Below are 22,126 nucleotides of genomic sequence, written 5' to 3'. Positions count from 1 at the left end.
AAGAACGCTGCACGCTTTCGCGGGGACCCCGCATGACGATGCCCGAGGCGCTGCCGGACCAGCCGGACTTCCTGTGGCGCAACCCGACACCGAAGAAGTCCTACGACGTCGTCATCGTGGGCGGCGGTGGGCACGGCCTGGCCACCGCGTACTACCTGGCGAAGAACCACGGCATCACCGACATCGCCGTCCTCGAGAAGGGCTGGCTCGCGGGCGGCAACATGGCCCGCAACACGACGATCATCCGGTCGAACTACCTATGGGACGAGAGCTCGGCGATCTACGAGCACTCGCTCAAGCTCTGGGAGGGGCTCGAGGCCGACCTCGACTACCCCATCCTGTTCAGCCAGCGCGGTGTGCTGAACCTGGCGCACTCGCTGCAGGACGTCCGCGACTCGGTGCGTCGGGTCAACGCCAACCGGCTCAACGGCGTGGACGCCGAGTGGGTCGACGCCGACCGGGTGAAGGAGATCTGCCCGATCGTCAATATCTCCCCCGACGTCCGCTATCCGGTGCTGGGCGCCACTTATCAACCGCGGGCCGGCATCGGCAAGCACGACTACGTCGCGTGGGGTTACGCGCGGCGCGCGAACGACCTCGGTGTCGACCTCATTCAGAACTGCCAGGTTACCGGCCTCGACGTCCAGGGTGGACGGGTCGTCGGCGTGCAGACCAACCAGGGTCCGATCGCCGCAGGCAAGGTCGCGCTCGCGGCGGCCGGGCACTCCTCCGTACTTGCAGGTATGGCGGGCATCCGGTTGCCGCTGTCGTCGCATCCGCTGCAAGCCCTGGTCTCGGAGTTGCTCGAGCCGATCCATCCCACGGTCGTCATGTCGAATGCGGTGCACGTCTATGTCTCGCAGGCGCACAAGGGCGAACTCGTCATGGGCGCCGGCGTCGACACGTTCAACGGCTACGGCCAGCGTGGCGCCTTCCACATCATCGAGCGGCAGATGGCGGCGGCGCTCGAGCTGTTCCCGGTGTTCGCCCGGGCGCACCTGCTGCGCACCTGGGCCGGCATCGTCGACACCACGCCCGACGCCTCCCCCATCGTCGGGCAGACCCCCGTCGACGAGCTGTACCTCAACTGCGGCTGGGGTACGGGCGGGTTCAAGGCCACGCCGGGCGTCGGCTGGTGCTTCGCCGACACCATCGCCCACGACAAGCCGCACGAGTTCATCGCGCCGTTCACCCTCGAGCGCTTCACCACCGGCGCGCTCGTCGACGAGCACGGCGCCGCCGCGGTGGCCCACTGATGCCCGCCCCGTCCCGCGAGTTGTCCGCCCCGTCTGCCGAGTTGTCCGCCCTTGGACGCGTCCCGGCGTGTCGAAGCGCGGACAACTCCCGGCCGCCCCGCGAGTTGTCCGCCCCTCGACGCGCTCGGACGCCGCAAAGGGCGGACAAGTCGGGAGGGGAGTCGGCGTGCAGCTGATCGAATGCCCCAACTGCGGCAAGCGCGAGGAGGCCGAGTTCCACTACGGCGGGCAGGCGCACCTCGGCTACCCCACCGCGCCGAACGAGACGTCGGACGCGGAGTGGGCCGAGTTCCTGTTCTTCCGCGACAACCCGCGCGGCCCGTTCGCCGAGCGCTGGAATCACACCGCCGGCTGTCGCCGCTGGTTCAACGCGATCCGCGACACCGTCACCTACGAGTTCCTTGCCGTGTACCGGATCGGCGAGCCACGGCCGGAGCTACCCGCATGAGGCGGGTCGACGGCTTCGGCCGGATCGACCGCAGCACGGACGTGAAGTTCAGCTTCGACGGCGTGCAATACCTCGGGCACCGCGGCGACACGCTCGCGTCGGCACTGCTGGCCAACAACGTCATGCAGGTCTCGACGAGCGTGGCGTTGGGGCGTCCGCGAGGAGTGATGGCCGCCGGCGTCGACGAGGCCAGCGCGCTCGTGCAGGTCGACGCCCCGTTCCCGGAACCGATGCTCACTGCCACCACCGTCGAATTGTTCGACGGCCTGGCCGCCCACGGGCTGCCCGGCCGGGGAGCGCTCGCCACGGGCGACGACCCGGCCCGCTACGACTCGGTGCACGCGCACTGCGACGTGCTCGTCGTGGGCGCTGGACCGGCCGGTCTCCAGACCGCCGCCGACGCCGCAACCGACGGCCGGCGCGTGCTGCTCGTCGACGACCAACCAGAACTCGGCGGCTCGGACCTCGGCACGGCCGACGGCCCGGACCTGCCCGACCTGACCGGCGTGCGCGTGCTCACCCGCACCACCGCCTTCGGCTGGTACCAGGACAACCTGGTGCTGGCGATCGAGAAGCGGCCTGAGTCCGCAACCACCCGGCAGCGGATCTGGCGTATCCGCGCCGGCGAGGTCGTCGTCGCCACCGGCGCGCACGAGCGTCCGATCGCCTTCGCAAACAACGACCTGCCCGGAGTCCTGCTCGCCGGCGCTGCGCGCACCTACCTGCACCGCTACGGCGTCCTGGTCGGCGACGAGATCGTGATCTTCACCGCCCACGACGGAACAGCCGAGGTGGCCGACGACTTGCGCACCGCCGGTGCGCAGGTCAGGGTCATCGACGTCCGCGACGGCGTGAGCGTCGCGGAGGCCCTCGGCACCGACCGCGTCACCGGCATCCGGCTCAGCACCGGCGAGGAGATCGCCTGCGACGCGCTGCTCGTCTCCGGCGGCTGGAGCCCGGCCGCGCAGCTGTACAGCCAGGCCCGCGGGACGCTTGCCTGGGACGACACGATCGTGGCGCTGCGGCCGGTGCCCGGGCTCGAAAAGGTCAGCGTGGTCGGCGCCGCGGCGGGTCACGGGCTGCCCACCGGCGGTGCGGTGATCTGGTCGGTGCCGCTGCTCGACGACAACGGGCCCGACACCCGCTTCGTCGACCTGCAGCGCGACGCCACCGTCAGCGACGTCCTGCGCGCCACCGGCGCCGGGCTGCGCTCGGTCGAACACGTCAAGCGCTACACGACGATCGGCACCGCACACGACCAGGGGCGGACGTCCGGCCTGATTGCCGCCGGCATCACTGCGGAGGCGCTCAGTAGTCAAGGGCAGCGGGTCCAGCTCGAAGACCTCGGGCACACCACGTTCCGCCCGCCCTACGTCTCGGTGGCGTTCGCCGCACTGGCCGGCCGCAACCGCGGGGACCTGTTCGACCCGGTGCGCACGACGTCCATCCACTCCTGGCACGAGTGCGCCGGCGCCGTGTTCGAGAACGTCGGTCAGTGGCACCGGCCGCAGTACTACCTGCAGCCCGGCGAGGACGCGCACGCCGCAGTGCGGCGCGAGACGCACGCCGCCCGCACCGGCGTCGCCATGATGGACGCCTCGACGCTCGGCAAGATCAACGTCCAGGGCGCCGACGCGGCCGCATTCCTCGACCTCATGTACACGAACCTGATGAGCACGCTGAAGGTCGGCATGTCGCGCTACGGCGTGATGTGCGGGCTCGACGGGATGATGTTCGACGACGGCACCGTCATGCGCATCAGCGAGACCGAGTTCGTCCTCACCACGACCACCGGCAACGCGGCGACCGTCCTGGACCACCTGGAGGACTTCGCGCAGACGGAATGGCCCGAGCTGGACGTCCACCTGACGTCGGTCACCGAGCATTGGGCGACGGTGGCCGTGGTCGGCCCGCAGTCGCGTGCAGTGGTCAGCGCGCTGGCCCCCGACCTCGACGTCAGCGTCGAGGCGTTCCCGTTCCTGGCCTGGCGCGACACCACGATCGGCGACGTGCCGGTGCGCATCGCGCGGATCAGTTTCAGCGGCGAGCTGGCCTACGAGATCAACGTGATGTCCTGGTACGGGTTGGCGCTGTGGGCGGCGGTCGTCGCGGCCGGCGAGCCGCACGGCATCACGCCCTACGGCACCGACGCCATGCACGTCCTGCGCGCCGAGAAAGGCTTCCCGATCATCGGCCAGGACACCGACGGCACCGTCACCCCGCACGATCTCGGCCTGGGGTGGGCGGTGTCGAAGAAGAAGCCGGACTTCGTCGGCAAGCGCTCGTTCCAGCGCGCCGAGAACCAGCGTCCCGACCGCAAGCACCTCGTCGGGCTGCTACCGCTCGACCCGAGGGCCGCGATCGACGAGGGCGCGCAGGTGCTTGCCGAGTCGGACGCCGGATCCGATGTCACGGCGGTGGTCCCCGTCCCCATGCTCGGGCATGTGACGTCGAGCTACGACAGCGTTGCCCTCGGCTCGACATTCGCCCTCGCCCTCGTCCGAAGCGGCCGCGAGCGCATCGGCGAGCGGCTGTACGCGTGGTCGCAGGACGTGCTCACCCCGGTGACCGTCGTCGACCCGGTCTTCTACGACAAGGAGAACGCCCGCCGTGACGGCTGAGACGCTTGCCCCGCAAAGTCCTCTCGCCGGCTGGCAGCTGACCGGCGACGGCGTCACGGGCCGCGAGCGCCCGCTGCTGGGACAGCTGAGCGTGCGCACCTCGCACGACCTGCGGCGGCTCGTGCTCGGCTCCGACGGCTCGCACGCCGCACGGCGTCGTCAGCCCGAACGCGTGCTGCGGCTCGGGCCCGACGAGTGGCTCGTGCTCACCACGCCGGCCGAGCGCACGGCCCGCGGGTCCTCGCTGCAGGAGTTCGGCGTCGTCACCGACGTCTCCGCCCAGCGCACGACGATCGAGCTGACGGGGCCGCGCGCGCGCGACCTGCTCGCTCGCGGCTGCGCCATCGACCTCGAGGTGTCGGTCGCGCCGGTGGGCTCGTGCTACTCGACGCTGCTCGCGCAGACCGGGGTGATCATCGTCGTCGACCAGCAGGACGAGATCCTGCTGCTCGTCCGCTCGTCGTTTGCGTCCTATCTCGCCCGGTGGCTCGAGGACGCCTGTACCGACCTGAGCTGATCCGCTATCTTGCCCGGCATGACCGCCGAATTGCCCTACGCCGAGATCATCGCCGGCCCCGTGTCGCGCAAGACCTCCAACCGCCTGCGCATGGTCTTCAACAGCGGCCCGGGCGACCCGATCGCCACGGCCACGCAGAGCGGCGCAGACGGCCGGGGCGCGGGCGTCGGCATCCTGTTCGGCTTCAGGAACGGCGGCGCCGGCAATCACGTGCTCGAGTTCGCCGACGGGCACCAGTTGGTCGTGGGTTCGCGCGACAGCAAACCGACCGAGATCACCCGCGACGGCGAGCCGTTCGCCACCGTGCAGCGCGGGGCGCCTTCGGTGGCGTCGGACGCGAATGGGAAAGAGCTCGTCCGGTTCACCTCGGATCCGCAGGACGCCAAGACACCGGATCTGTTCCGCATCAATCTGACGCTGCCCGACGGGCGTCCGCTCGGTGACCTCGACGTCATCCGGCGCGGCCCGGGCTGGACCGCCATGCGCACCCTCGACGAGCTGACCGGCACTTTCTACTGGTGGGACCACGCCGGCGCTGCGCTCAAGATCCCGATCCTGGGAACCCGTCTGATGTTGACCGAGCGGGTCGAGCCGGTCGTGTCGGAGGTGCTGTTGGCGGCGTGCGTCGACATCGCGATCGGTCTGCGCCCCTACATCCCGGAGATGAGCTGACTCAGGCGGGCGGCAGCTGCTTGGTCAGCACCTCGAAGTACAGGTCGTCGCGCAGAGCGCGGCCGTTCACGAGCCCCTCGTAGGGGAACGGCCGCCGCTCCCCCGTTCGCGTGTAACCGCGCCGCACGTACCAGTTGATCAACTCGACGCGTTGCGCGATGACGGTCATCTCCATGTTTGCGACGCCGAACTCCTCGCGGGCGTAGCGCTCAGCCTCGGCCAGCACGGTGCGTCCCAGCCCGCCGGATTGGGCGGACGGGCGCACGGCGAACATCCCGAAGTACGCGACGTCGGCCGAGCGCCGGACGACCTCGCAGCACGAGACGAGCGAGTCGTCGTCGGTGGCGACGAGCAGCACCACGCCGGTCGGGTCGGTGATCTTGGCCAGCACGCCGGCGTGGTCGATGCGCTCGTCGTCAAACAGGTCGGCCTCGCTCGTCCACCCGACCCGGGATTCCAGACCGCGGTAGGCGAGGAACACCAGGTCGCGGACGGCGTCGACGTCCGAGACCTCAGCGATGCGGAACGTCGGTGACACGTCCCGCAAGCTATCTCAGCCGGCAGCACCGACGGCCGTCGCCTCCGGCACCTCGACGAGGCGTCCGGACTTGACGTCGTACAGGTAGCCGTAGACCGGGATCGACGACGGCACCAGCGGGTGGTTGCGGATGCGGGCGACGTCCTCGGCCACGCTCTGGGCGTTGTCGCTGATCGTCAGCCAGTCGATGTACTTGGCCTCGGGTGAGCCGGGGCCGGTGCCGACGTCGTGGAAGCCCGTCTCGTCCAAGGCCGCAGTCTCGAGCGACGCGGCGAGCAGCCCCCGGATGACCTCGTCAGTGAAGAACTCCATGCCGCAATCCGTGTGGTGGATGACGAACCACTCCTTGGTGCCGAGCAGCTTGTAGGAGATGACGAGTGAGCGGATGGCGTCGTCGCTCGCCCGGCCGCCGGCGTTGCGGATGACGTGCGCGTCGCCCTCGGCCAGCCCCGCGTACTTGGCGGGGTCGAGCCGGGCGTCCATGCAGGTCAGGATGGCGAACCCGCGCGCGGGTGGCAGGGCGAGCTCGCCCTTGGCGCCGAAGTCGGCGGCGTAGCTCTCGTTCGCGGACAGGACTTCGGGCAGGACGGACATGCGCAGGCTCCAGATGAGAGAAGGACCCTCACGGTATCTCTACTATTCCCGTAGACAAAACTACAGGAACGCGAAGCCGTCCCCTCGGTACGTCGGCACCGACGCCACGATCCGGTCGCCGTCGATCAGGTGCAGGTCGTCGACGTGCTCGCACAGCTCACCGGCCTTGGTATGCCGGAACCAGACTCGATCGCCGATCCGCAACGCCGCCGCACCAGGGCCGAACAGCGGGGTCTGCGCTTCGCCCGCGCCCTCGGGAGCGGTGAGATGCAGACCGGGTGGCCAGACGGGCGTGGGCAGCCGGTCGAAACCGGGCGTGCCGGACGCCGTCCAGCCGCCGCCACCCACCGTTGCCACCGCGGCCGACGGTCGGCGCACCACGGACAGCGCGAAGAAGGCCGCCGGCACGGGCTGGAAGTGCCGGTAGGTGTCGAACAGCGCCGGCCCGTAGAGTCCCGAGCCCGCCGCGACCTCCGTGACGGCCGGTTCGCTCGACGTGCTCTCCAGCGACCCGGTGCCGCCGCCGTTGACGAACTCGAGCGGCGCGACCTCGCGCACAGCGGCAACGACCGCTGCCCGCCGGTCGCGCAGTTCCGGCACGGACCTGCGCTGCATCGCCCGGATCGCGTTCTTGCGCAGCATCGATGCAGCCGCATCGTCGCCCACGCCGGCGATCTGCGCCTCGTAGGCCATCAGCCCGACGAGTCGCAAGCCCGGGCGGCGCACCACCTCGCGGGCCAGGGTGACGGCCTCGGCCGCGGTGTGCAGCGGTGAGCGGCGGACGCCGAGGTGCACCCGTCCGCCGGCCAGCCGCAGCGACGCGTCAAGGTCCAGGCAGATGCGCAGGTGGTGGCCGCCCGTGCCGACCACCGACGTCAGGAACTCCAGGTGCTCGACCGAATCGATCATCAGTGTGACGCGCTCGGCGAGAGCGGCGTCGGCTGCGAGCCGGCGCAGCGCGCCACGATCGGCGGACGGGTACGCCACGACGACGTCGCGCACCCCGCCGTCCCCGTCGACATCGGTCGCCAGCCACAAGGCCTCGGCCAGGGTCAGCGCGAGCACACCCTGGTAACCGGGCAGCGCGAGCACGGCGGTGGTCAGCGACCGGCAGCGCACGGACTTCGAAGCCAGCCGGATCGGCGTGCCGCTCGCGCGGCGCACGAGGTCCAAGGCGTTGCGGCGCAACGCGTTCAGGTCGACGACCGCGAAGGGTGGATCGAGCTCGGCCGTCGCCCGCTCGAGCGCGGCGAAGTCCGGGGCCCCCGTCGGCCGGATCTCGTCGAGGGTGATCGCCGCGGCCATGCCGACGACCGTAGTTCATAGCTCGGCCGAACAGGCGGCCCCGCAACCGGGTAGCACACAGCTATGACGGACGGGTGGCGCGCCGGCCGCGGCATCGCCGACATCACCGGCGAGGCGGCTGAGTGCGGCATGCTCGGCTACGGCAAGGCCGACCAGCAGACCGCGGGCATCCACCTGCGACTGCGGTCGCGGGCCTTCGTGTTCGAGGCCGGCGCTGCCCGGCTGCTGCTGGTCATCAATGAGATGGCGCTGCCCATGGAGAGTGTCACCCAGGAGGTGCTGCGCCGCCTCGCCGACCGCTACGGCGAGCTGTACCGCGAGGACAACCTGCTGCTCGCCGCGACGCACACGCACTGCGGGCCCGGCGGGTACTCACACCACGCCACCTACAACTCGAACACCGGCGGGTTCCGGTCTGCGACGTTCGCCGCGATCGTCGACGGCACCATGGCCGCGATCGCCCACGCGCACGCCGACCTCGCCCCGGTCGAGCTGCGCCTGTGCCAGGGCCGGCTGCACGACGCGAGCACCAACCGTTCGCCCAGTTCCTTCGACCTCGATCCGCCCGAGGACCGTGCGCACTTCCCGGGCGCGATCGACGCGCTCAGCACGCTGTTGCGTATCGAGCGCGACGGCCGCCTCGTCGGCGCGATCAACTGGTTCGCCACGCACGGCACGAGCATGACGAACACCAACGACCTGATCAGCTCCGACAACAAGGGCTACGCCGCCTACCACTGGGAGCGCCTCGTCGCCGGCGTCGACTACCGATGGGGCGCCGACCCGGACGTCATCACCGCCTTCGCACAGACGAACACCGGTGACATGTCGCCGAACCTGAACCACGCACCCGATCGTGACGCAACGAGCGGCCCGACGGAGAACGAGTTCGAGAACACCCGGCTCATCGGCCTGCGCCAGTACGACGCCGCGGCGGCGCTTGCCCGGGCCGACGCGACGCCGCTCGAGGCAGTCCTCGACAGCCGGATGACCTATGTCGATCTCGGCGACCTCGAGGTCGGGGCCGAGTTCACCGGCGACGGCCGCCCCCACCGCACCGGTCCCGCGGTGGCCGCGGCCGCGCAGTTCGCGGGCACCGACGAGGGGCCCGGCTTCACCGGCTTCCGGCAGGGCTTGGACAACCCTGTGTGGAACGCGCTGTCGCGCGGGCTCTGGTACCGGGCGTCGCGGCGCCTGCGCGAGGCCCACGAGCCCAAGGCCGTCGTCCTGCCTGCCTGGCTGGTGAACAAGATGCACCCGATGGTCGCCGAGCGGGTGCCGGTCCACCTCGTCCGTATCGGGCGGCTGTACCTGATCGGCATTCCGGGCGAGGTGACGGTCGTGGCCGGGCTGCGCCTGCGCCGGGCGGTGGCCGAGGTCCTCGGCGCCGAGCTCGACGACGTCCTCGTGGCGGGCTACGTCAACTCCTACATCCATTACGTCACCACGCCCGAGGAGTACGACGGCCAGCGCTACGAGGCGGCCAGCACCATGTTCGGCCGGTGGGAGCTCGGCGCGTTCGTGCAGACCGCGGTGGGCCTGGCCCGGGCGATGGTCGAGGGGGTGCCTGCGCCGGCCGGTCCCCCGCCACCCGACCTGTCCGCGCACACCCGACGGTGGGGACGCCCGCCCACCTACGACGAGCCGACCGCGGGCGACTTCGGCCGGGTGGTGCTCGAACCGGGTGCGCGGTATCAGCCCGGGTCGGTCGTCACCACGATCTTCGTCGGCGCGCACCTGGCCAACGACGTCCGCCGCGGCGGGACCTTCCTCGAGATCCAGCGTGACGACCCGCAGGGCTGGACGACGGTGGCCGACGACGGGGACTGGAGCACCAAGCTGCACTGGTCGCGAATCGGTCGGCACGGGTCACGGGTGACGATCACCTGGGACGTCCCGCCCGACGTGCGGCCCGGCTGGTACCGCGTGCGCTACGCCGGCACCGCCCGCGCCCGCGACGGGACGCGCACCGACTTCGTCGGCGCCACCCGGGAGTTCGCCGTCGACTGATCGACCGTAAACTCGTCGCGATGTTCGACTTCGTGGTCGCCGCCACCGTATTCGGGTTGATCTTCGTGGCCGAGCTGCCTGACAAGACTGCGGTGGCCACCCTGGTGCTCGCCACCAAGTACCCCGCACGTTGGGTCTTCAGCGGCATCGCGGCCGCCTTCGCCGTGCACGTCGTGGTCGCGGTGGCGGCCGGATCGCTGATCGCGCTGTTGCCCCGCCGGCCGGTCGAGGCCGTGGTCGGCGTCCTGTTCCTCGTCGGCGCCGTGCTGCTGTGGCGGGAGGCCTCGGGCAACGAGGAGGAAGAGGACGAGCCCGACGACATTCCCGAGGACGCCGGCTTCTGGAAGATCGCCGGCGTTGGTTTCGGCGTCATCCTGCTGGCCGAGCTCGGCGACCTCACCCAGATCCTCACTGCGAATCTGGCCGCCAAGTACTCCGATCCGTTGTCGGTGGGGGTCGGGGCGCTGCTGGCCCTGTGGTCGGTGGCGTTGGTAGCGATCTTCGGTGGAAAGACGTTACTGCGCGTGCTGCCCATCGCCTGGATCGTCCGCGTCGCGGCCGTTGTCATGGTTGCGCTGGCCGTTTACAGCTTCGTCACTGCAATCCGGGGTTGATCAGTACGTCGAGAAGATCCCGTTTAACACCGTCGGCAGTTATGGTGGCCGCGAGAAATCGATCTCGGCGCGAGGGAGGCAGGTCTGACGACGGTGGCGCGGTTGCTCAAGGAGCGAACCGCAGACAGCCACGAGTGCGTGGAAGCCCGGCTCGATCTGACGGACCCCGCACTCGATCTCGCGCGCCTGCGCGACATCGTCACCGGCCTGCACGGGTTCTGGGCGGGCACCGAACCGGTGCTGGACGAGTGGGCCGCCGCACGTCCCGCGCTCGCCGACGCACTGCGCTGGCCGCGGCGGCGGCGCACCGCTCGACTGGCGCGCGACGTCGCCCTGCTCGCCGGCCGCCTCGGGCCGCCCGCCCCGCCGGTGACCGGTCGGGCCGGTACCGCCGACGTGTTCGGGTGGCTCTACGTCGCCGAGGGGTCGACACTCGGCGGCGCGATCATCACCCGCGCGCTGGCCCGGCTGCGTCCAGGTCTGCGGCTGGAATGCTTCACCCCGTACGACGAGGGCCCCGGCCCGATGTGGAAGGCGTTCCAGACCCAGCTCGAGCGCTGGACCGCCGGTGACGAGCAGCGCGTCGAGCAGGTTGCGGCGGCCGCCGTCGCCACCTTCGCCGCGCTTGTCGAGTGGACCGCGCCGCTGACCCGCGAGGCTGTGGCATGAGCGGAGGGCTCGGTCAGGAACGTGGGACCCGGGCCGTCGGCACGGGACTGGGCGGACACCCGTCCGTCGAGGACGACCCGCGGTTCGTGCCGCTGGGCACGCCGATCGACCTCGACAACTGCGCCCGCGAGCCCATCCACATCCCGGGCAGCGTCCAGCCGCGGGGTGTGCTGGCCGTCGTGCGCGAACCCGAGCTCGTCGTCAGCCAGGTGTCTGCGAATGTGTCGGAGCTGCTCGGACGCGAGGTCGACGACGTGGTCGCGCACGGCATCGGTGCGGCGTTCGGTACGCAGTTCGGCTCGATTCTCGAGCGCGTAACGGCGGCCTTCGGTGACCTGCGCGAGCGCAACCCGATCGAGATCCAGATCGATGTGCGCGGGCAGCCCGTCATGTTCGACGCGATCCTGCACCGCAGCGACAGTGCCCTGCTGGTCGAGTTCGAACCGGCCGAGGGGCCGCGGCCGTTCTCCTTCCCGAACACCTATCAGGCCGCCCGCAGTGCCGTCGGCGATCTCAACCGGGCGGCGTCGTTGCAGGAGCTCTACGACGTCACCGCGCAGTCGGTGCGCACCCTCACCGGCTTCGACCGCGTCATGGTCTATCGCTACGACCACGAGTACAACGGCGAGGTCGTGGCCGAGGCCAGGCGCGAGGACCTCAACTCCTTCCTCGGCCAGCACTACCCGGCCTCGGACATCCCGCCGCAGGCCCGGGCGTTGTACGAGAAGAACTGGATCCGGCTGATCTCGGACGTCGACTACGCGCCCGCACCGCTCGTGCCCACCGTCGACCCGGTCACCGGCGAGCCGCAGGACCTCACGTTTTCGTCGCTGCGCAGCGTGTCGCCGATCCACGTCGAGTACCTGCAGAACATGGGTGTGCGCGCGTCGATGTCGATCTCGTTGCTGCGCGACGGCAAGCTGTGGGGCCTGATCGCGTGTCACCACTACTCATCGACGCACACGCCGCCGTACGGCGTGCGGGCCGCCGCCGAGTTCCTCGGTTCGACGTTGTCGTTGCGCCTGTTCGACCAGGCCGAGGACGACGAGCTGCGGTTGCGCCTCGCGGCCCAGGCGGTGCTCGCCAAGCTCACCGCGGCCACCATGAACGAGAGCGAGCCGGTCCTCGAAGGCCTGTTCGGCGCTCCGGACCTGCTCGACCTCGTGCCGGCCGACGGCGTCGTCGCCTACGTCCGGGGCGAGACCCGCGCCCAGGGTGACGTGCCGCCCGACGCGGTCGTGCGCGCGCTGTCGACGTGGGCACGCAGCGTCGGCGACGAGGTGGTCTGGACCGACTCGCTCGCGAACTCCGGCCTGGACGCAGAGGTGGACGTCGAGCCGTCAGTGGTCAGCGGGGTCCTCGCGGTCAATCTGCCCGACGGTCAGTACATCCTCTGGGTGCGCAAGGAGTACGCGCATTCCATCGACTGGGGCGGCGACCCACGCAACAAGGCGATCGCCGAACGCGAGGGCAACCACGTGCGGCTCAGCCCGCGCAAGTCGTTCGAACGCTGGCGGGAGGTCGTCCGGGGCCGATCGGTGGCCTGGCTGGGCAACGAGACGTCGATCGCCGGCGATCTGCGCCATCACCTCGTCGAGTCGCTCTACGCCCGGATGCGCAGCGAGTCGCGACTGGCCGAGACGCTGCAGCGCAGCCTGTTGCCGCAGATGCCGGTCGTTTCCGGCTGGCACCTGACGGCGCACTACGAGCCGGCCGCAGGTGGTCGGATCGGCGGCGACTGGTACGACGCGGTCGTCCTGCGCGACGGGCTGCTCGCCGTGGTGCTGGGTGACGTCGCGGGCCACGGCATCGGGGCCGCCGGCACCATGGCCCAGCTGCGCAACGCGCTGCGGGCCTACCTGCTCGACGGCACCGGGCCGGCGCAGGCTGTCGAACGGCTCAACGGCTTCGCCATCGACATGCTGCCGGGCGCCTTCGCCACCCTCACCGTTGCCTGCATCGACCCCGGGACCGGGCACGCGCAGGGCGTGGTGGCGGGGCACCCCCGTCCGTACCTGGTCAGCGACGAATCCGGCACCCCGGTTGGCGTGCCGGTCGTCACCAGCCCGCCGATCGGCGTACGCGGCGCCACGTACCGGTCGCGCGAGTTCGCCATCCCGGCCGGGGGCGGGGTCATCCTGTACTCGGACGGGCTCATCGAGCGCCGCGACGAGGACATCGACGAGAGCCTGCACCGCGTCGGCGACCTCATCGCCGGCCTGTCACCCCGCCCGGCCGCCCGCCAGATCTTCTCCTCCGTCGGCCGCTCCACGATCACCGACGACGCGACGGTGCTCGCGCTGTACCGCACCGGCGAAGCCTGACGACCCGCGCCGAGGTCGTTACGCGCCTGCGGGCAGCTGGGTGCGTCTGGGCCGAGGACGAGGCCGACCTGCTGCTCGCTGCCGCGCCGTCGGACGACCGGGTGCTCGACTCGCTGGTGCAGCGGCGGGTGGCCGGCGAGCCGCTCGAGCAGGTGCTCGGGTGGGCGGCGTTCTGCGGGCTGCGGGTGGGCGTGCGGCCGGGCGTCTTCGTCCCGCGCCGGCGCACCGAGTTCCTGGTGCGTACGGCAGCCCGGCGCAGCCCGCCCTTGCCGGTGGTCCTTGACCTGTGCGCCGGCACCGGCGCGCTGGCAGCGGCGTTCGCGTCGCTGGTGACCGTCGGCGGGTTACATGTCACCGATGTCGACCCGGTCGCCGTGGCCTGCGCACGCAGCAACATACCGTTAGGTACGTTCGCGTACGAGGGTGATCTGTACGCGCCGCTGCCAGTATCGCTGCGCGGTCGCGTCGACGTGCTGCTGGCCAACGCGCCGTACGTGCCGTCCGCGCAGCTCGCGCTGCTGCCGGGCGAGGCGCGGGAACACGAACCAGTTCTCACGCTAGACGGCGGCGCCGACGGTCTCGATCTGCATCGGCGGATCATCGCCGAGGCGCCCCGGTGGTTGGCGCCCGGTGGCACCGTCTACCTCGAGGTGAGTGAGACGCAACGACCGCTAGCTCTGGACCTGATGGGCGCGGCCGGCCTGGTGCCCGGCACCGAGGCCGATGATGAACTCGGCGCCACCGTCGTGCTCGGCACACAACCCCGATCCAACGCCGCGCCGTCGCCCCCGGGTTGAGTGTCGGGTTACGCGTCGAGTGGCGGGTTGTAAGCCGACACTCACCGGACTAACCCGACACTCAACTGGGTAGGGCAGGGTACGGCGCGGTCTCTAGGGTGGGGCGGTGTCGAGCGCTGCGATCACGGCAGCGGTGGCCGGCGCCGGGTTGCTGCATGCGAGTTGGAACGCGGTTGCGCACCGGCTCGACGACAAGGCGATCAGCTTCGCGCTCATGGGTGTCGTCGACGTGCTCTTTGGGCTCGTGGTGGCCTTCGCGCTGCCACTACCGGCCTGCGGAGCCTGGCCGTACCTCCTCGCCTCGGTCGTCGTGCACACGGGCTACACGATGTTGCTGATCCGTGCCTATCAGCTCGGCGACTTCACCCAGATGTATCCGATCGCGCGGGGCGTCTCGCCGCTGATCGTCGGCGTCGTGGCCGTCACCGTCGTGGGCCAACACCTCGACGCGGTTCAGTTGGCCGGGCTGGCCGTGGTCTGCGCCGGTCTGGCGTGTGTCGCCTTCGGCGGTGGCCGGGTGAACCTGTCCGACCGGCCCGCACTGCTGGCCGCGGTGGCGACTGGGGGGTCGATCGCGACCTACACCGTGCTCGACGGGGTCGGGGTGCGGCACGCGCACGGTTCGCTCGGCTATACCGGCTGGCTGTTCCTCCTGTTCGGTCCGGTGTTCCCGATTGCGGTGATCGCCGGCCGGGGCCTGCGCCGCACGGTCGAGGTAGCCCAGCCCGTGCTGGTGCCCGGACTCGTCAGCGGCGTCGTCGGCCTGGCCGCGTACGGCATCGTCATCTGGGCGCAGACCCGCTCCAATCTTGCCGCGGTCTCGGCGACGCGTGAGCGCAGCATCCTGTTCGGCGCGCTCATCGGCACGGTTCTGTTCAAGGAACGCTTCGGGGCCTGGCGCATCGCCGGAGCCGGCCTCACCGTCGTCGGCATCCTGGCGATCAACCTGTGATCAGTTCACTCCAGAGCCGACGGATGGCCAGCGAGTTGCGATCCGCCTTAGCGTGGGCGTTGAGGTGCGGCGCCAGCGGGAACGGGGTGGGCAGTAGTTCGAGCAGGTCGCGATCCTCGGCCTCGACCTTGTCGTCGAAGGCCCAGGAACGGCAGGTGCAGCTGCGACACCGTGGTTCGCAGCGTCGCGCCGTCCTCACCGGGGCGCGCGGTCACCGGCACCTGGCCGAAGGTGCGTAGCCCGTACGGCGTTCGCTCGACGGTGGTGTCCGTCAACTCGGGGTTGTCCGGGTCGCCGAACGTATTGCGGTGCACGAAGGAGACGTGGCCCGGATCGAAGTTGTTCTCGAGCAGGTGCATCGCTGTGCAGGCGAACGGCCACTCGTACTCGGGCACGACCCGCCAGGCCGGGTCGTCGAACTCGGGCATCGTCGGGATGTCGGCGATCGGACCGCCCTCGTCATCACCGGCCAGGCACACCCAGACCATTCCATACCGTTCGGTACTGCGGATCATGGTCAGCCCGCTCTTCGTCGGAAGCGGGGCGGCGGGGAACTGCGGGATGCGCTGCGTGCTTCCGTCGGCGTCCCACTCCCACCCGTGATACGGGCATACGAGCAGGTAGTCCTTCACCCACCCGCGCGAGAGTGGGGCGTCCCGGTGCGCGCAGCGGTCGCGCGCCACGCTCACCGGGCCATCGGGACGAGGGCGCCAGAGCACGAGGCCGGTACCCAGCACCCGCCGGGCGACGGGCCGGCCGTCGACACCTGCCGAGAAGCCGACGGCGTACCAGAAGCGGCGGAAGATCGGGTGCTCGCTGAGGACGAGCACGTCGGAGGCGGTCATCGCAGCAACCGTAAGCAACCGAGTTTGCCGACGCGTTACACAATCACCCCATGTCCGTCCCGCACCACTACGAACTCGGCCTGCGCTGGACCGGGAACCTCGGCCAGGGCACCACAGGCTTCCGGGCGTTCACCCGCGATCACGACATCAGCGCGCCCGGTCTGCCCACCCTGGAGGGCTCAGCCGATCCGGCCTTCCGGGGCGATCCGTCGAGATGGAACCCGGAGCAATTCCTCGTCGCCGCGCTCGCTCAGTGCCACCTGCTGACCTACCTGTGGCTCGCCGTGCAAGTGGGCATCGTGGTCATCGACTACCACGACTCCCCCACCGGCATCATGCTCGCCGAGCCCGACGGCAGCGGTCGCTTCGCCGAGGTCACCCTGCGTCCGTCGGTCACGATCACCCAGGACGCAGACCTCGATCGGGCGCAGGCGCTGCACGACCGGGTCGGTGACTACTGCTTCATCGCCCGCTCGATCAACTTCCCGCTACGGCACGAACCGACAACTCTGGTGCGGTAACCGGAGCGGCCGCGGCGGGCGTCATGCCGGGCGCAGCGAGCGCGGCCAACACCGCGACGGCTGCGAACGCCCACCAGGAGTGCTGGAACGCAGTGTGCGCGGCGGCGTATCCGACCGGCGAGCCGAGCACGGCGACGACCAGGCTCACGCCGAGGGCGGTGCCGATCTGCCGGTTCATGTTGACGATCGCCGAGCCGGTGGCTGCCCGGGCGGCGGGCAGATCAGCGGTGGCCGAGCTCAGGATCGAGGGCAGCGCGAGCCCCACCCCGACGCCGCCGATGAGCCAGCCCGGCAGCACGCTCGTCGCGTAGTTCGGCGTGGCGTCGACCGAGAGCGAGGTGAGCACCCCGCCGGCGCCCATCAGCAGGCAGCCGAGCGCCACCACGCGTCCGACCGGGACGCGAGTGGAGAGCCGGTGCGCGACGGCCGCGAAGATCGGCACCATCAGCGGGCCGGGTGCAACGGCGAAGCCGGTCCGGATCGCCGAGTAGCCCCACACCTGCTGCATCCAGAGGATGTTGGTCAGCAGGGCGGCCGCGAACGGCGCCGCGAACAGCAGCGACGTCGCGTTCGACCACGCGAAAGCGCGCACCCGCAGCAGCGACGGGTCGATCACGGGCACCGCGTGCCGTCGGGAGCTGACCACGAACCCGGCGAAGGCAGCGACGGCGATCACCCAGGCCGTGTCGGTGCGGCCGTCGGTCCAACCCCAGGACGGCCCCTCGACGAGCCCGAGCGTCAGGGCGCCGATCGAGACCGCGAGCAGCAGGGCCCCCAGCACGTCCGGGATGCGGGTGACCGACTCGTCACGCGAGCGCGGCACCCACGCCGCCGCCGCGATCAGCGCGCCGATGCCGATCGGCACGTTGACCAGGAACACCCAGCGCCACGACGCCTCGACGAGGATGCCGCCGACGGCCGGGCCGAGCGCGGCGGCCAGCGCGCCCGTGGCTGCCCAGATGCGCACCGCACGGGCGCGCTCCTCCGGGCGGGTCGCGGCGACCACCAGGCCGAGACTTGCCGGGGTGAGCAGCGCGGCGCCGGCGGCCTGCAGCACCCGGCACGCGACGAGGACCCAGATGCCGTCGCTGGCCGCGCACGCTGCGCTGGCGACGGTGAAGACGGCGAGCCCGACGAGGAAGCCACCCTTGCGCCCGTAGCGATCGGCAATACGCCCGGCCGGCACGAGCAGGGCGGCGTAGACGATGGCGTATGCGTTCAGCACCCAGGACAGCTGCGACAGCGTCGTCCCCGAGAAGTCGTGGCCGATGTCGTCGAAGGCGACGTTGACGATGAAGACGTCGAGGCTGGCCATGAAGGCGGCGAGCGACAGGACGGTGAGGATCAGCCCGGGACGCTGACTGGACTTTGGCATAGTCAGCAACCTAACTGGCTGACTATGGTCTGCACAAGTTAGGGTGGTGGGCATGTCCGAGGAATCCGTCACGTTGCTCGACGGCCTGGCCGACCGCACCGCGTGGAACACCGAGCACTGTCCGGTGGGGCGGGCCATGGAACTCATCGGCACCCGCTCGGCCGTCCTGCTCATGCGCGAGGCCTACTACGGCACCACCCGCTTCGACGACTTCGCCCAGCGCGTCGGCATCACCGAGAACGTCGCCGCTGCCCGGCTGCGTGAGCTCACTGACGCCGGACTGCTGCGCCGGGAGCCCTACCGCGAGCCCGGCCAGCGGACGCGGCACGAGTACCGGCTCACCGACATGGGCCGCGACCTCGCCCCCGTCGTGCTCGGGCTATTCGAGTGGGGCGCGAAATACCTCTCCGGCGGACGCGCGCCCCTGCGCCTGAAGCACGCCGACTGCGGCACCGAGGTGCACGTCAACGTCAGCTGCGCCGAGCACCACGACGTCCCCTTGCGCGACATCACGGTCGAGCCAGCCGCGCGCCGCCGCACCTGATCCCCCCACCCCGAGTTGTCCGCCCTTGGCCATGCCAGAGCGGGTCGGCGGGCGGACAACTCGAGGAAGGACGGGGCGTCAGGAACGGCCGGCGGTCGCGAGCTCGGGTACGTCCTCGGTCGGCGGCTGGGACGGTCCCTCGACCGACACGTGCGGCAGGACGCGGTCGACGGCGGCCGGCAGGTACCAGTTCCACTTCCCGAACAGCTGCATGACGGCCGGGACGAGGATGGTGCGCACGACGAGGGCGTCCAGCAGGATGGCTGACGCGAGCCCGACACCGAACTCGGCGATGACGCGCTGGCCACCGAAGACGAAGGCCATGAAGACGCAGATCATGATGATCGCGGCCGCGGTGATCACCCGCCCGGTGCCGGCCTGGCCGCGGCGCACGGCGAGGGTGTTGTCCTTGGTGTGCACCCATTCCTCGTGGATGCGACTGACCAGGAACACCTCGTAGTCCATCGACAGCCCGAACAGGATGGCCAGCATCATGGCCGGCAGGAAGGACTCGACCGGTCCCGCGCTACCTGCGCCCAGGGCGGACGAGCCCCAACCCCACTGGAAGATAGCGACGACGACGCCGAACGCCGCACCCGCCGAGAGCAGGTTCATGACGGCGGCGGTCAGCGGCACCAGCAGGCTGCGGAACGCGAGCATCAGCAGCAGGCCGCCGAGGATGACGATGATGGCGATGAACAGCGGCAACTTGCCGGTCAGCACCGACGCGAAGTCCTTGTAGATGGCGGTCTGCCCGCCGACGTAGACGGTGAGGCCGTCCTTCTCGTACGCAGGGATGACCCGGTCGCGCAGCCTGTCGATGAGGTCGGTGGTCTTGGCCGACTCCGGTGAGGTCGTCGGCGTGACCTGCATCGTCCGCACGGTGCCGCTTCCAGCGGCGGGCGGGGCGAAGGTCGAGGCCACGCCCGGCACCGTCTCGATCGCTTTCTGCAGGTTGCTGAAGTCGGTGGCGGCCTGCGCGTCCGGAACCTTGGCCACGAGCAGCAACGGTCCGTTGTAGCCCGGCCCGAATGCGGTGGCCAGCAGGTCGTAGGACTTGCGGGTGGTGGTGTCGGTGGCGTTGTTCCCGGCGTCGGACGACCCGAGTCGCAGCGCGAAGAACGGGACGATCAGCACGGCCATGACAACGGTGGCCCCGACGGCCAGGGGCACCGGACGCTTCTGCACGAACGCGGCCCAGCGTGCCCATGCGCCGGAGGCGTCGATGTCGCTCGGACCGTCCTGGGCCAGCTGCTTGCGCTGGCGCCGGCTGAGCACCTTCATGCCGAACGCGCCGAACAGTGCAGGGAGCAGGGTGGACGCCACCGCGACGGCGAACGCGACCATGATCGCGGCTGCCAGCCCGACACCGGTGAGAAACCTGATACCGAGGATCAACAGCCCGAGCATGGCAATGACGACGGTGCCGCCGGCGAACAGGACGGCCCGGCCCGAGGTGTCCATGGCCTGGACGGCGGACTCCTCCGGCGTCATTCCGGCCCGAATGCCGTTGCGGTGCCGGGTGACGATGAACAGCGCGTAGTCGATGCCGACGCCGAGCCCGACCAGCGCGGCGATGATCGGGGCGATCGTGCCGATACTCATGACGTGCGTGAGCAGGTCGATGGAGAAGATCGCGCTGCCCAGCGCGAGGACGGCGGCAATGAGCGGGATGGCGGCCGCCAGCAGGGACGCGAACGCGAACAACATCACGATCGCTGCGGCCACGATTCCGATGGCCTCACTGCTGGACGTGGACGGCTTGTCGAGCTGGCTGATCGCAGCGCCGCCGAACTCGACCTGTAGGCGGTCGCTGCGCAGCGCCGAGCCGAGGTCCACGACCTGCTGGATATGAGCGGTTTTCAGGCTCTGGCTCTGCCCGGTGAAGGTGACCGTCGCGTACGCGATCTCGCGGTTGCGGCTGATCTGCCCCTCGCCCTCGGCGGTGTACGGGCTGCCCACGGCGCCGACCTCGGGCACCTTCGCGACCTTGGCTAGCATGGCGGTGACGTCGGCCTTGACCTGCGGGTCGGTCACCGTGCCGGTCTTGGCGTGCAGCACGATCGTGTCCGAGTCGCCGGAGCCGTTCTTGAACTGGGTCGCCAGCAGGTCGTTGGCCTTCGTCGACTCCGTCCCCGGCAGGGTGAACTTGTTCGAGAAGCTGGAGCCGATGATCGAGCTCGTCGCGCCGAGGGCGATGAGGACGAGCAGCCACGCGGCGATCACGACGTAGCGATGCCGGAAGCACCAACGGGCAAGCGTGCTCATGGTTCAACCCTCGGGGTGTCGCGTGGGCACGTCGTCACGCTCGAGGGCGGATCGGCGTCTTCCCCAGCACGGTACGGCGGCCGCGTGTACGGACGATGGCGTAACCAATGATCGCGCCTTTGATGTGACGCGGTGCACGGCCCCGTCGGCAACTCTCAGGTTAGCTACCGGCCCGCCTTCTTCTTCGCCGGTTTGGCAGGTTTGGCAGGTTTGGCCCGGTTGCGCTCGATAGCGGCTCGCACCAGCTCCTTGAACGGTTCCTCCTGCAGTTCGTCGCCCTCGAAGAGCTCGTAGGAGCGCCGCTGGTTGCCGCCGAGCTCGCCGTTGAACAGCTGGTGCGGATCCTCGAGCGAGGCGCCGTACAGGAAGCCGAGCTTGACCTTGGCCTTGAAGATATCGCCGACGATGAGGATGCCGTCGAGCTCCCAGACGGGCGAGCCCATCCACTTCCACTCCTCGACGATCTCCGGATCGACCTCGAGGATCATCCGCCGGGCCTCGGCAAGCGTCGCACCCCGCCAATCGGCGTGCTTCTCGATGAGGTTGTCGATGTCGTCGCTCGCGGCCATGGCCACCCTCCGTGTCGGTCGTGGATACCGTACGCGGCATGGTCCGCACGGAACCGACGCGAATCCCCGAGGCCGCCGTCCACGATCCTGAGTCCCTGCACCGGCTGCTCGACGGCACGCTGGTCGCGCACATCGGCTTCGTCGCCGACGACCATCCCGTCGTCCTACCGACCGCTATCGTGCGCGACGGCGACCGCGTCCTGGTGCACGGCTCGACGGGGTCGCGCTGGATGCGACTCCTCGCCACCGGCGTGCCGGCGTCCGTCGCGGTGACCGCCGTCGACGGGCTGATCGTCGCGAGGTCGGCGTTCGAGTCGTCTGTGCGCTACCGCAGCGCGGTCCTGTTCGGCAGCTTCACGGCGCTGGCCGGCGCGGCCAAGGAGGCCGCGCTCGACGTGGTCACCGAAGGCCTGCTGCCAGGGCGAACGAGCGAGGTCCGCCCGTCCACCGCTCGCGAGATCGCGGCGACGCTCGTCCTGGCCATGCCGATCGAGACCTGGTCGATGAAGGTCTCCGACGGCTGGTCCGAGGACGGTGACGACGACGTTGCCGGCCCCGCGTGGGCGGGATTCGTGCCGCTGCGCAGCAGCTACGGCCCGCCCGAGCCGGCCCCCGATCTCGGACCTGACCGCCTGGTCCCACCCTCGGTCCAGGCGCTCACGGCCAAGGACTGATCGAGTCAGCCCC

21 protein-coding genes are annotated in these 22,126 nt (G+C 70.4%); 14 read left to right on the top strand and 7 right to left on the bottom strand.

The genetic code is table 11. The features are described 5' to 3' along the window. Positions 1-32 precede the first annotated feature (32 nt). The 5 genes from ACFFC4_RS12585 (at position 33) to ACFFC4_RS12565 (ending at position 5,514) form a co-directional block, all read left to right on the top strand. Positions 33-1,256, top strand: a complete 1,224-nt coding sequence (locus tag ACFFC4_RS12585; RefSeq protein WP_375501328.1) for a sarcosine oxidase subunit beta family protein — start codon at positions 33-35, stop codon at positions 1,254-1,256. Positions 1,257-1,422: 166 nt separating this feature from the next. Next, the gene (locus tag ACFFC4_RS12580; protein WP_375501326.1) at positions 1,423-1,704 is read left to right on the top strand and encodes a sarcosine oxidase subunit delta; all 282 of its coding nucleotides are present in this window, start codon (positions 1,423-1,425) and stop codon (positions 1,702-1,704) included. Beyond that, positions 1,701-4,325, top strand: coding sequence for a 2Fe-2S iron-sulfur cluster-binding protein (locus ACFFC4_RS12575; protein ID WP_375501324.1), 2,625 nt, complete (start codon positions 1,701-1,703; stop codon positions 4,323-4,325). Before ACFFC4_RS12580 ends, ACFFC4_RS12575 begins: the two co-directional genes overlap by 4 nt. Continuing rightward, positions 4,315-4,842, top strand: a complete 528-nt coding sequence (locus ACFFC4_RS12570) for a sarcosine oxidase subunit gamma (protein WP_375501322.1) — start codon at positions 4,315-4,317, stop codon at positions 4,840-4,842. The genes ACFFC4_RS12575 and ACFFC4_RS12570 overlap by 11 nt, the downstream gene beginning before the upstream one ends. 18 nt (positions 4,843-4,860) lie before the next feature. Next, on the top strand, positions 4,861-5,514 hold the full coding sequence (locus ACFFC4_RS12565) for a hypothetical protein (RefSeq protein ID WP_375501320.1): 654 nt from the start codon (positions 4,861-4,863) through the stop codon (positions 5,512-5,514). A gap of 1 nt (position 5,515) precedes the next feature. Here ACFFC4_RS12565 and ACFFC4_RS12560 read toward each other — a convergent pair whose 3' ends face one another. From ACFFC4_RS12560 to ACFFC4_RS12550, 3 genes are read right to left on the bottom strand one after another with little or no spacing between them, the layout of a single operon-like run. Next, on the bottom strand, positions 5,516-6,052 hold the full coding sequence (locus ACFFC4_RS12560; RefSeq protein ID WP_375501318.1) for a GNAT family N-acetyltransferase: 537 nt from the start codon (positions 6,050-6,052) through the stop codon (positions 5,516-5,518). Positions 6,053-6,067: 15 nt separating this feature from the next. Further along, entirely contained in the window at positions 6,068-6,646 is a 579-nt protein-coding gene (locus tag ACFFC4_RS12555; protein ID WP_375501316.1) for a carbonic anhydrase, read from the bottom strand. 60 nt (positions 6,647-6,706) lie between these two features. Next, positions 6,707-7,951: an amino acid deaminase/aldolase gene (locus ACFFC4_RS12550; RefSeq protein ID WP_375501314.1), complete on the bottom strand. Its 1,245-nt coding sequence runs from the start codon at positions 7,949-7,951 to the stop codon at positions 6,707-6,709. Positions 7,952-8,014: 63 nt separating this feature from the next. Here ACFFC4_RS12550 and ACFFC4_RS12545 point away from each other — a divergent pair, with 63 nt between their 5' ends. From ACFFC4_RS12545 to ACFFC4_RS12520, 6 genes are all read left to right on the top strand, one after another. Continuing rightward, positions 8,015-9,961, top strand: coding sequence for a neutral/alkaline non-lysosomal ceramidase N-terminal domain-containing protein (locus ACFFC4_RS12545; RefSeq protein ID WP_375501312.1), 1,947 nt, complete (start codon positions 8,015-8,017; stop codon positions 9,959-9,961). A 20-nt stretch (positions 9,962-9,981) separates the two neighbouring features. Next, positions 9,982-10,575, top strand: a complete 594-nt coding sequence (locus tag ACFFC4_RS12540; protein ID WP_375501310.1) for a TMEM165/GDT1 family protein — start codon at positions 9,982-9,984, stop codon at positions 10,573-10,575. 102 nt (positions 10,576-10,677) lie between these two features. Then, positions 10,678-11,244: a biliverdin-producing heme oxygenase gene (locus ACFFC4_RS12535; protein WP_375501308.1), complete on the top strand. Its 567-nt coding sequence runs from the start codon at positions 10,678-10,680 to the stop codon at positions 11,242-11,244. After that, on the top strand, positions 11,241-13,568 hold the full coding sequence (locus ACFFC4_RS12530) for a SpoIIE family protein phosphatase (protein ID WP_375501306.1): 2,328 nt from the start codon (positions 11,241-11,243) through the stop codon (positions 13,566-13,568). The genes ACFFC4_RS12535 and ACFFC4_RS12530 overlap by 4 nt, the downstream gene beginning before the upstream one ends. Then, complete coding sequence (locus ACFFC4_RS12525) at positions 13,565-14,365, top strand: putative protein N(5)-glutamine methyltransferase (RefSeq protein WP_375501451.1); 801 nt, start codon at positions 13,565-13,567, stop codon at positions 14,363-14,365. Before ACFFC4_RS12530 ends, ACFFC4_RS12525 begins: the two co-directional genes overlap by 4 nt. A gap of 106 nt (positions 14,366-14,471) precedes the next feature. Further along, on the top strand, positions 14,472-15,317 hold the full coding sequence (locus ACFFC4_RS12520) for an EamA family transporter (RefSeq protein WP_375501304.1): 846 nt from the start codon (positions 14,472-14,474) through the stop codon (positions 15,315-15,317). 47 nt (positions 15,318-15,364) lie between these two features. Here the strand turns inward: ACFFC4_RS12520 and ACFFC4_RS12515 are convergent, their stop codons facing one another. Then, positions 15,365-16,162, bottom strand: coding sequence for a Rieske 2Fe-2S domain-containing protein (locus ACFFC4_RS12515; RefSeq protein ID WP_375501302.1), 798 nt, complete (start codon positions 16,160-16,162; stop codon positions 15,365-15,367). Positions 16,163-16,212: 50 nt separating this feature from the next. On the opposite strand from ACFFC4_RS12515, the gene ACFFC4_RS12510 reads away from it, so the two are divergent. Then, positions 16,213-16,683, top strand: coding sequence for an OsmC family protein (locus ACFFC4_RS12510; protein WP_375501300.1), 471 nt, complete (start codon positions 16,213-16,215; stop codon positions 16,681-16,683). Here ACFFC4_RS12510 and ACFFC4_RS12505 read toward each other — a convergent pair. After that, complete coding sequence (locus ACFFC4_RS12505) at positions 16,640-18,058, bottom strand: MFS transporter (RefSeq protein ID WP_375501298.1); 1,419 nt, start codon at positions 18,056-18,058, stop codon at positions 16,640-16,642. The two genes, ACFFC4_RS12510 and ACFFC4_RS12505, sit on opposite strands and share 44 nt — an antisense overlap. Positions 18,059-18,110: 52 nt before the next feature. Here ACFFC4_RS12505 and ACFFC4_RS12500 point away from each other — a divergent pair, with 52 nt between their 5' ends. Continuing rightward, positions 18,111-18,602, top strand: coding sequence for a winged helix-turn-helix transcriptional regulator (locus tag ACFFC4_RS12500; protein ID WP_375501296.1), 492 nt, complete (start codon positions 18,111-18,113; stop codon positions 18,600-18,602). A gap of 78 nt (positions 18,603-18,680) precedes the next feature. On the opposite strand, the gene ACFFC4_RS12495 is transcribed toward ACFFC4_RS12500, so the two are convergent. Together ACFFC4_RS12495 and ACFFC4_RS12490 are read right to left on the bottom strand one after the other, a co-directional pair. Beyond that, complete coding sequence (locus ACFFC4_RS12495; protein WP_375501294.1) at positions 18,681-20,870, bottom strand: MMPL family transporter; 2,190 nt, start codon at positions 20,868-20,870, stop codon at positions 18,681-18,683. Positions 20,871-21,034: 164 nt separating this feature from the next. Beyond that, the gene (locus ACFFC4_RS12490) at positions 21,035-21,439 is read right to left on the bottom strand and encodes a DUF1801 domain-containing protein (protein WP_375501292.1); all 405 of its coding nucleotides are present in this window, start codon (positions 21,437-21,439) and stop codon (positions 21,035-21,037) included. A gap of 38 nt (positions 21,440-21,477) precedes the next feature. Between ACFFC4_RS12490 and ACFFC4_RS12485 the strand changes: the two genes are divergently transcribed. Continuing rightward, complete coding sequence (locus ACFFC4_RS12485; protein WP_375501290.1) at positions 21,478-22,113, top strand: pyridoxamine 5'-phosphate oxidase family protein; 636 nt, start codon at positions 21,478-21,480, stop codon at positions 22,111-22,113. Positions 22,114-22,126 lie beyond the last annotated feature (13 nt).

It is taken from the genome of uncultured Jatrophihabitans sp., assembly GCF_964244045.1.
Taxonomy (GTDB): Bacteria; Actinomycetota; Actinomycetes; order Mycobacteriales; family Jatrophihabitantaceae; genus Jatrophihabitans.
The sequence above is the reverse complement of the archived record's forward strand: the minus strand, read 5'-3'. Positions and strand labels throughout refer to the sequence as shown.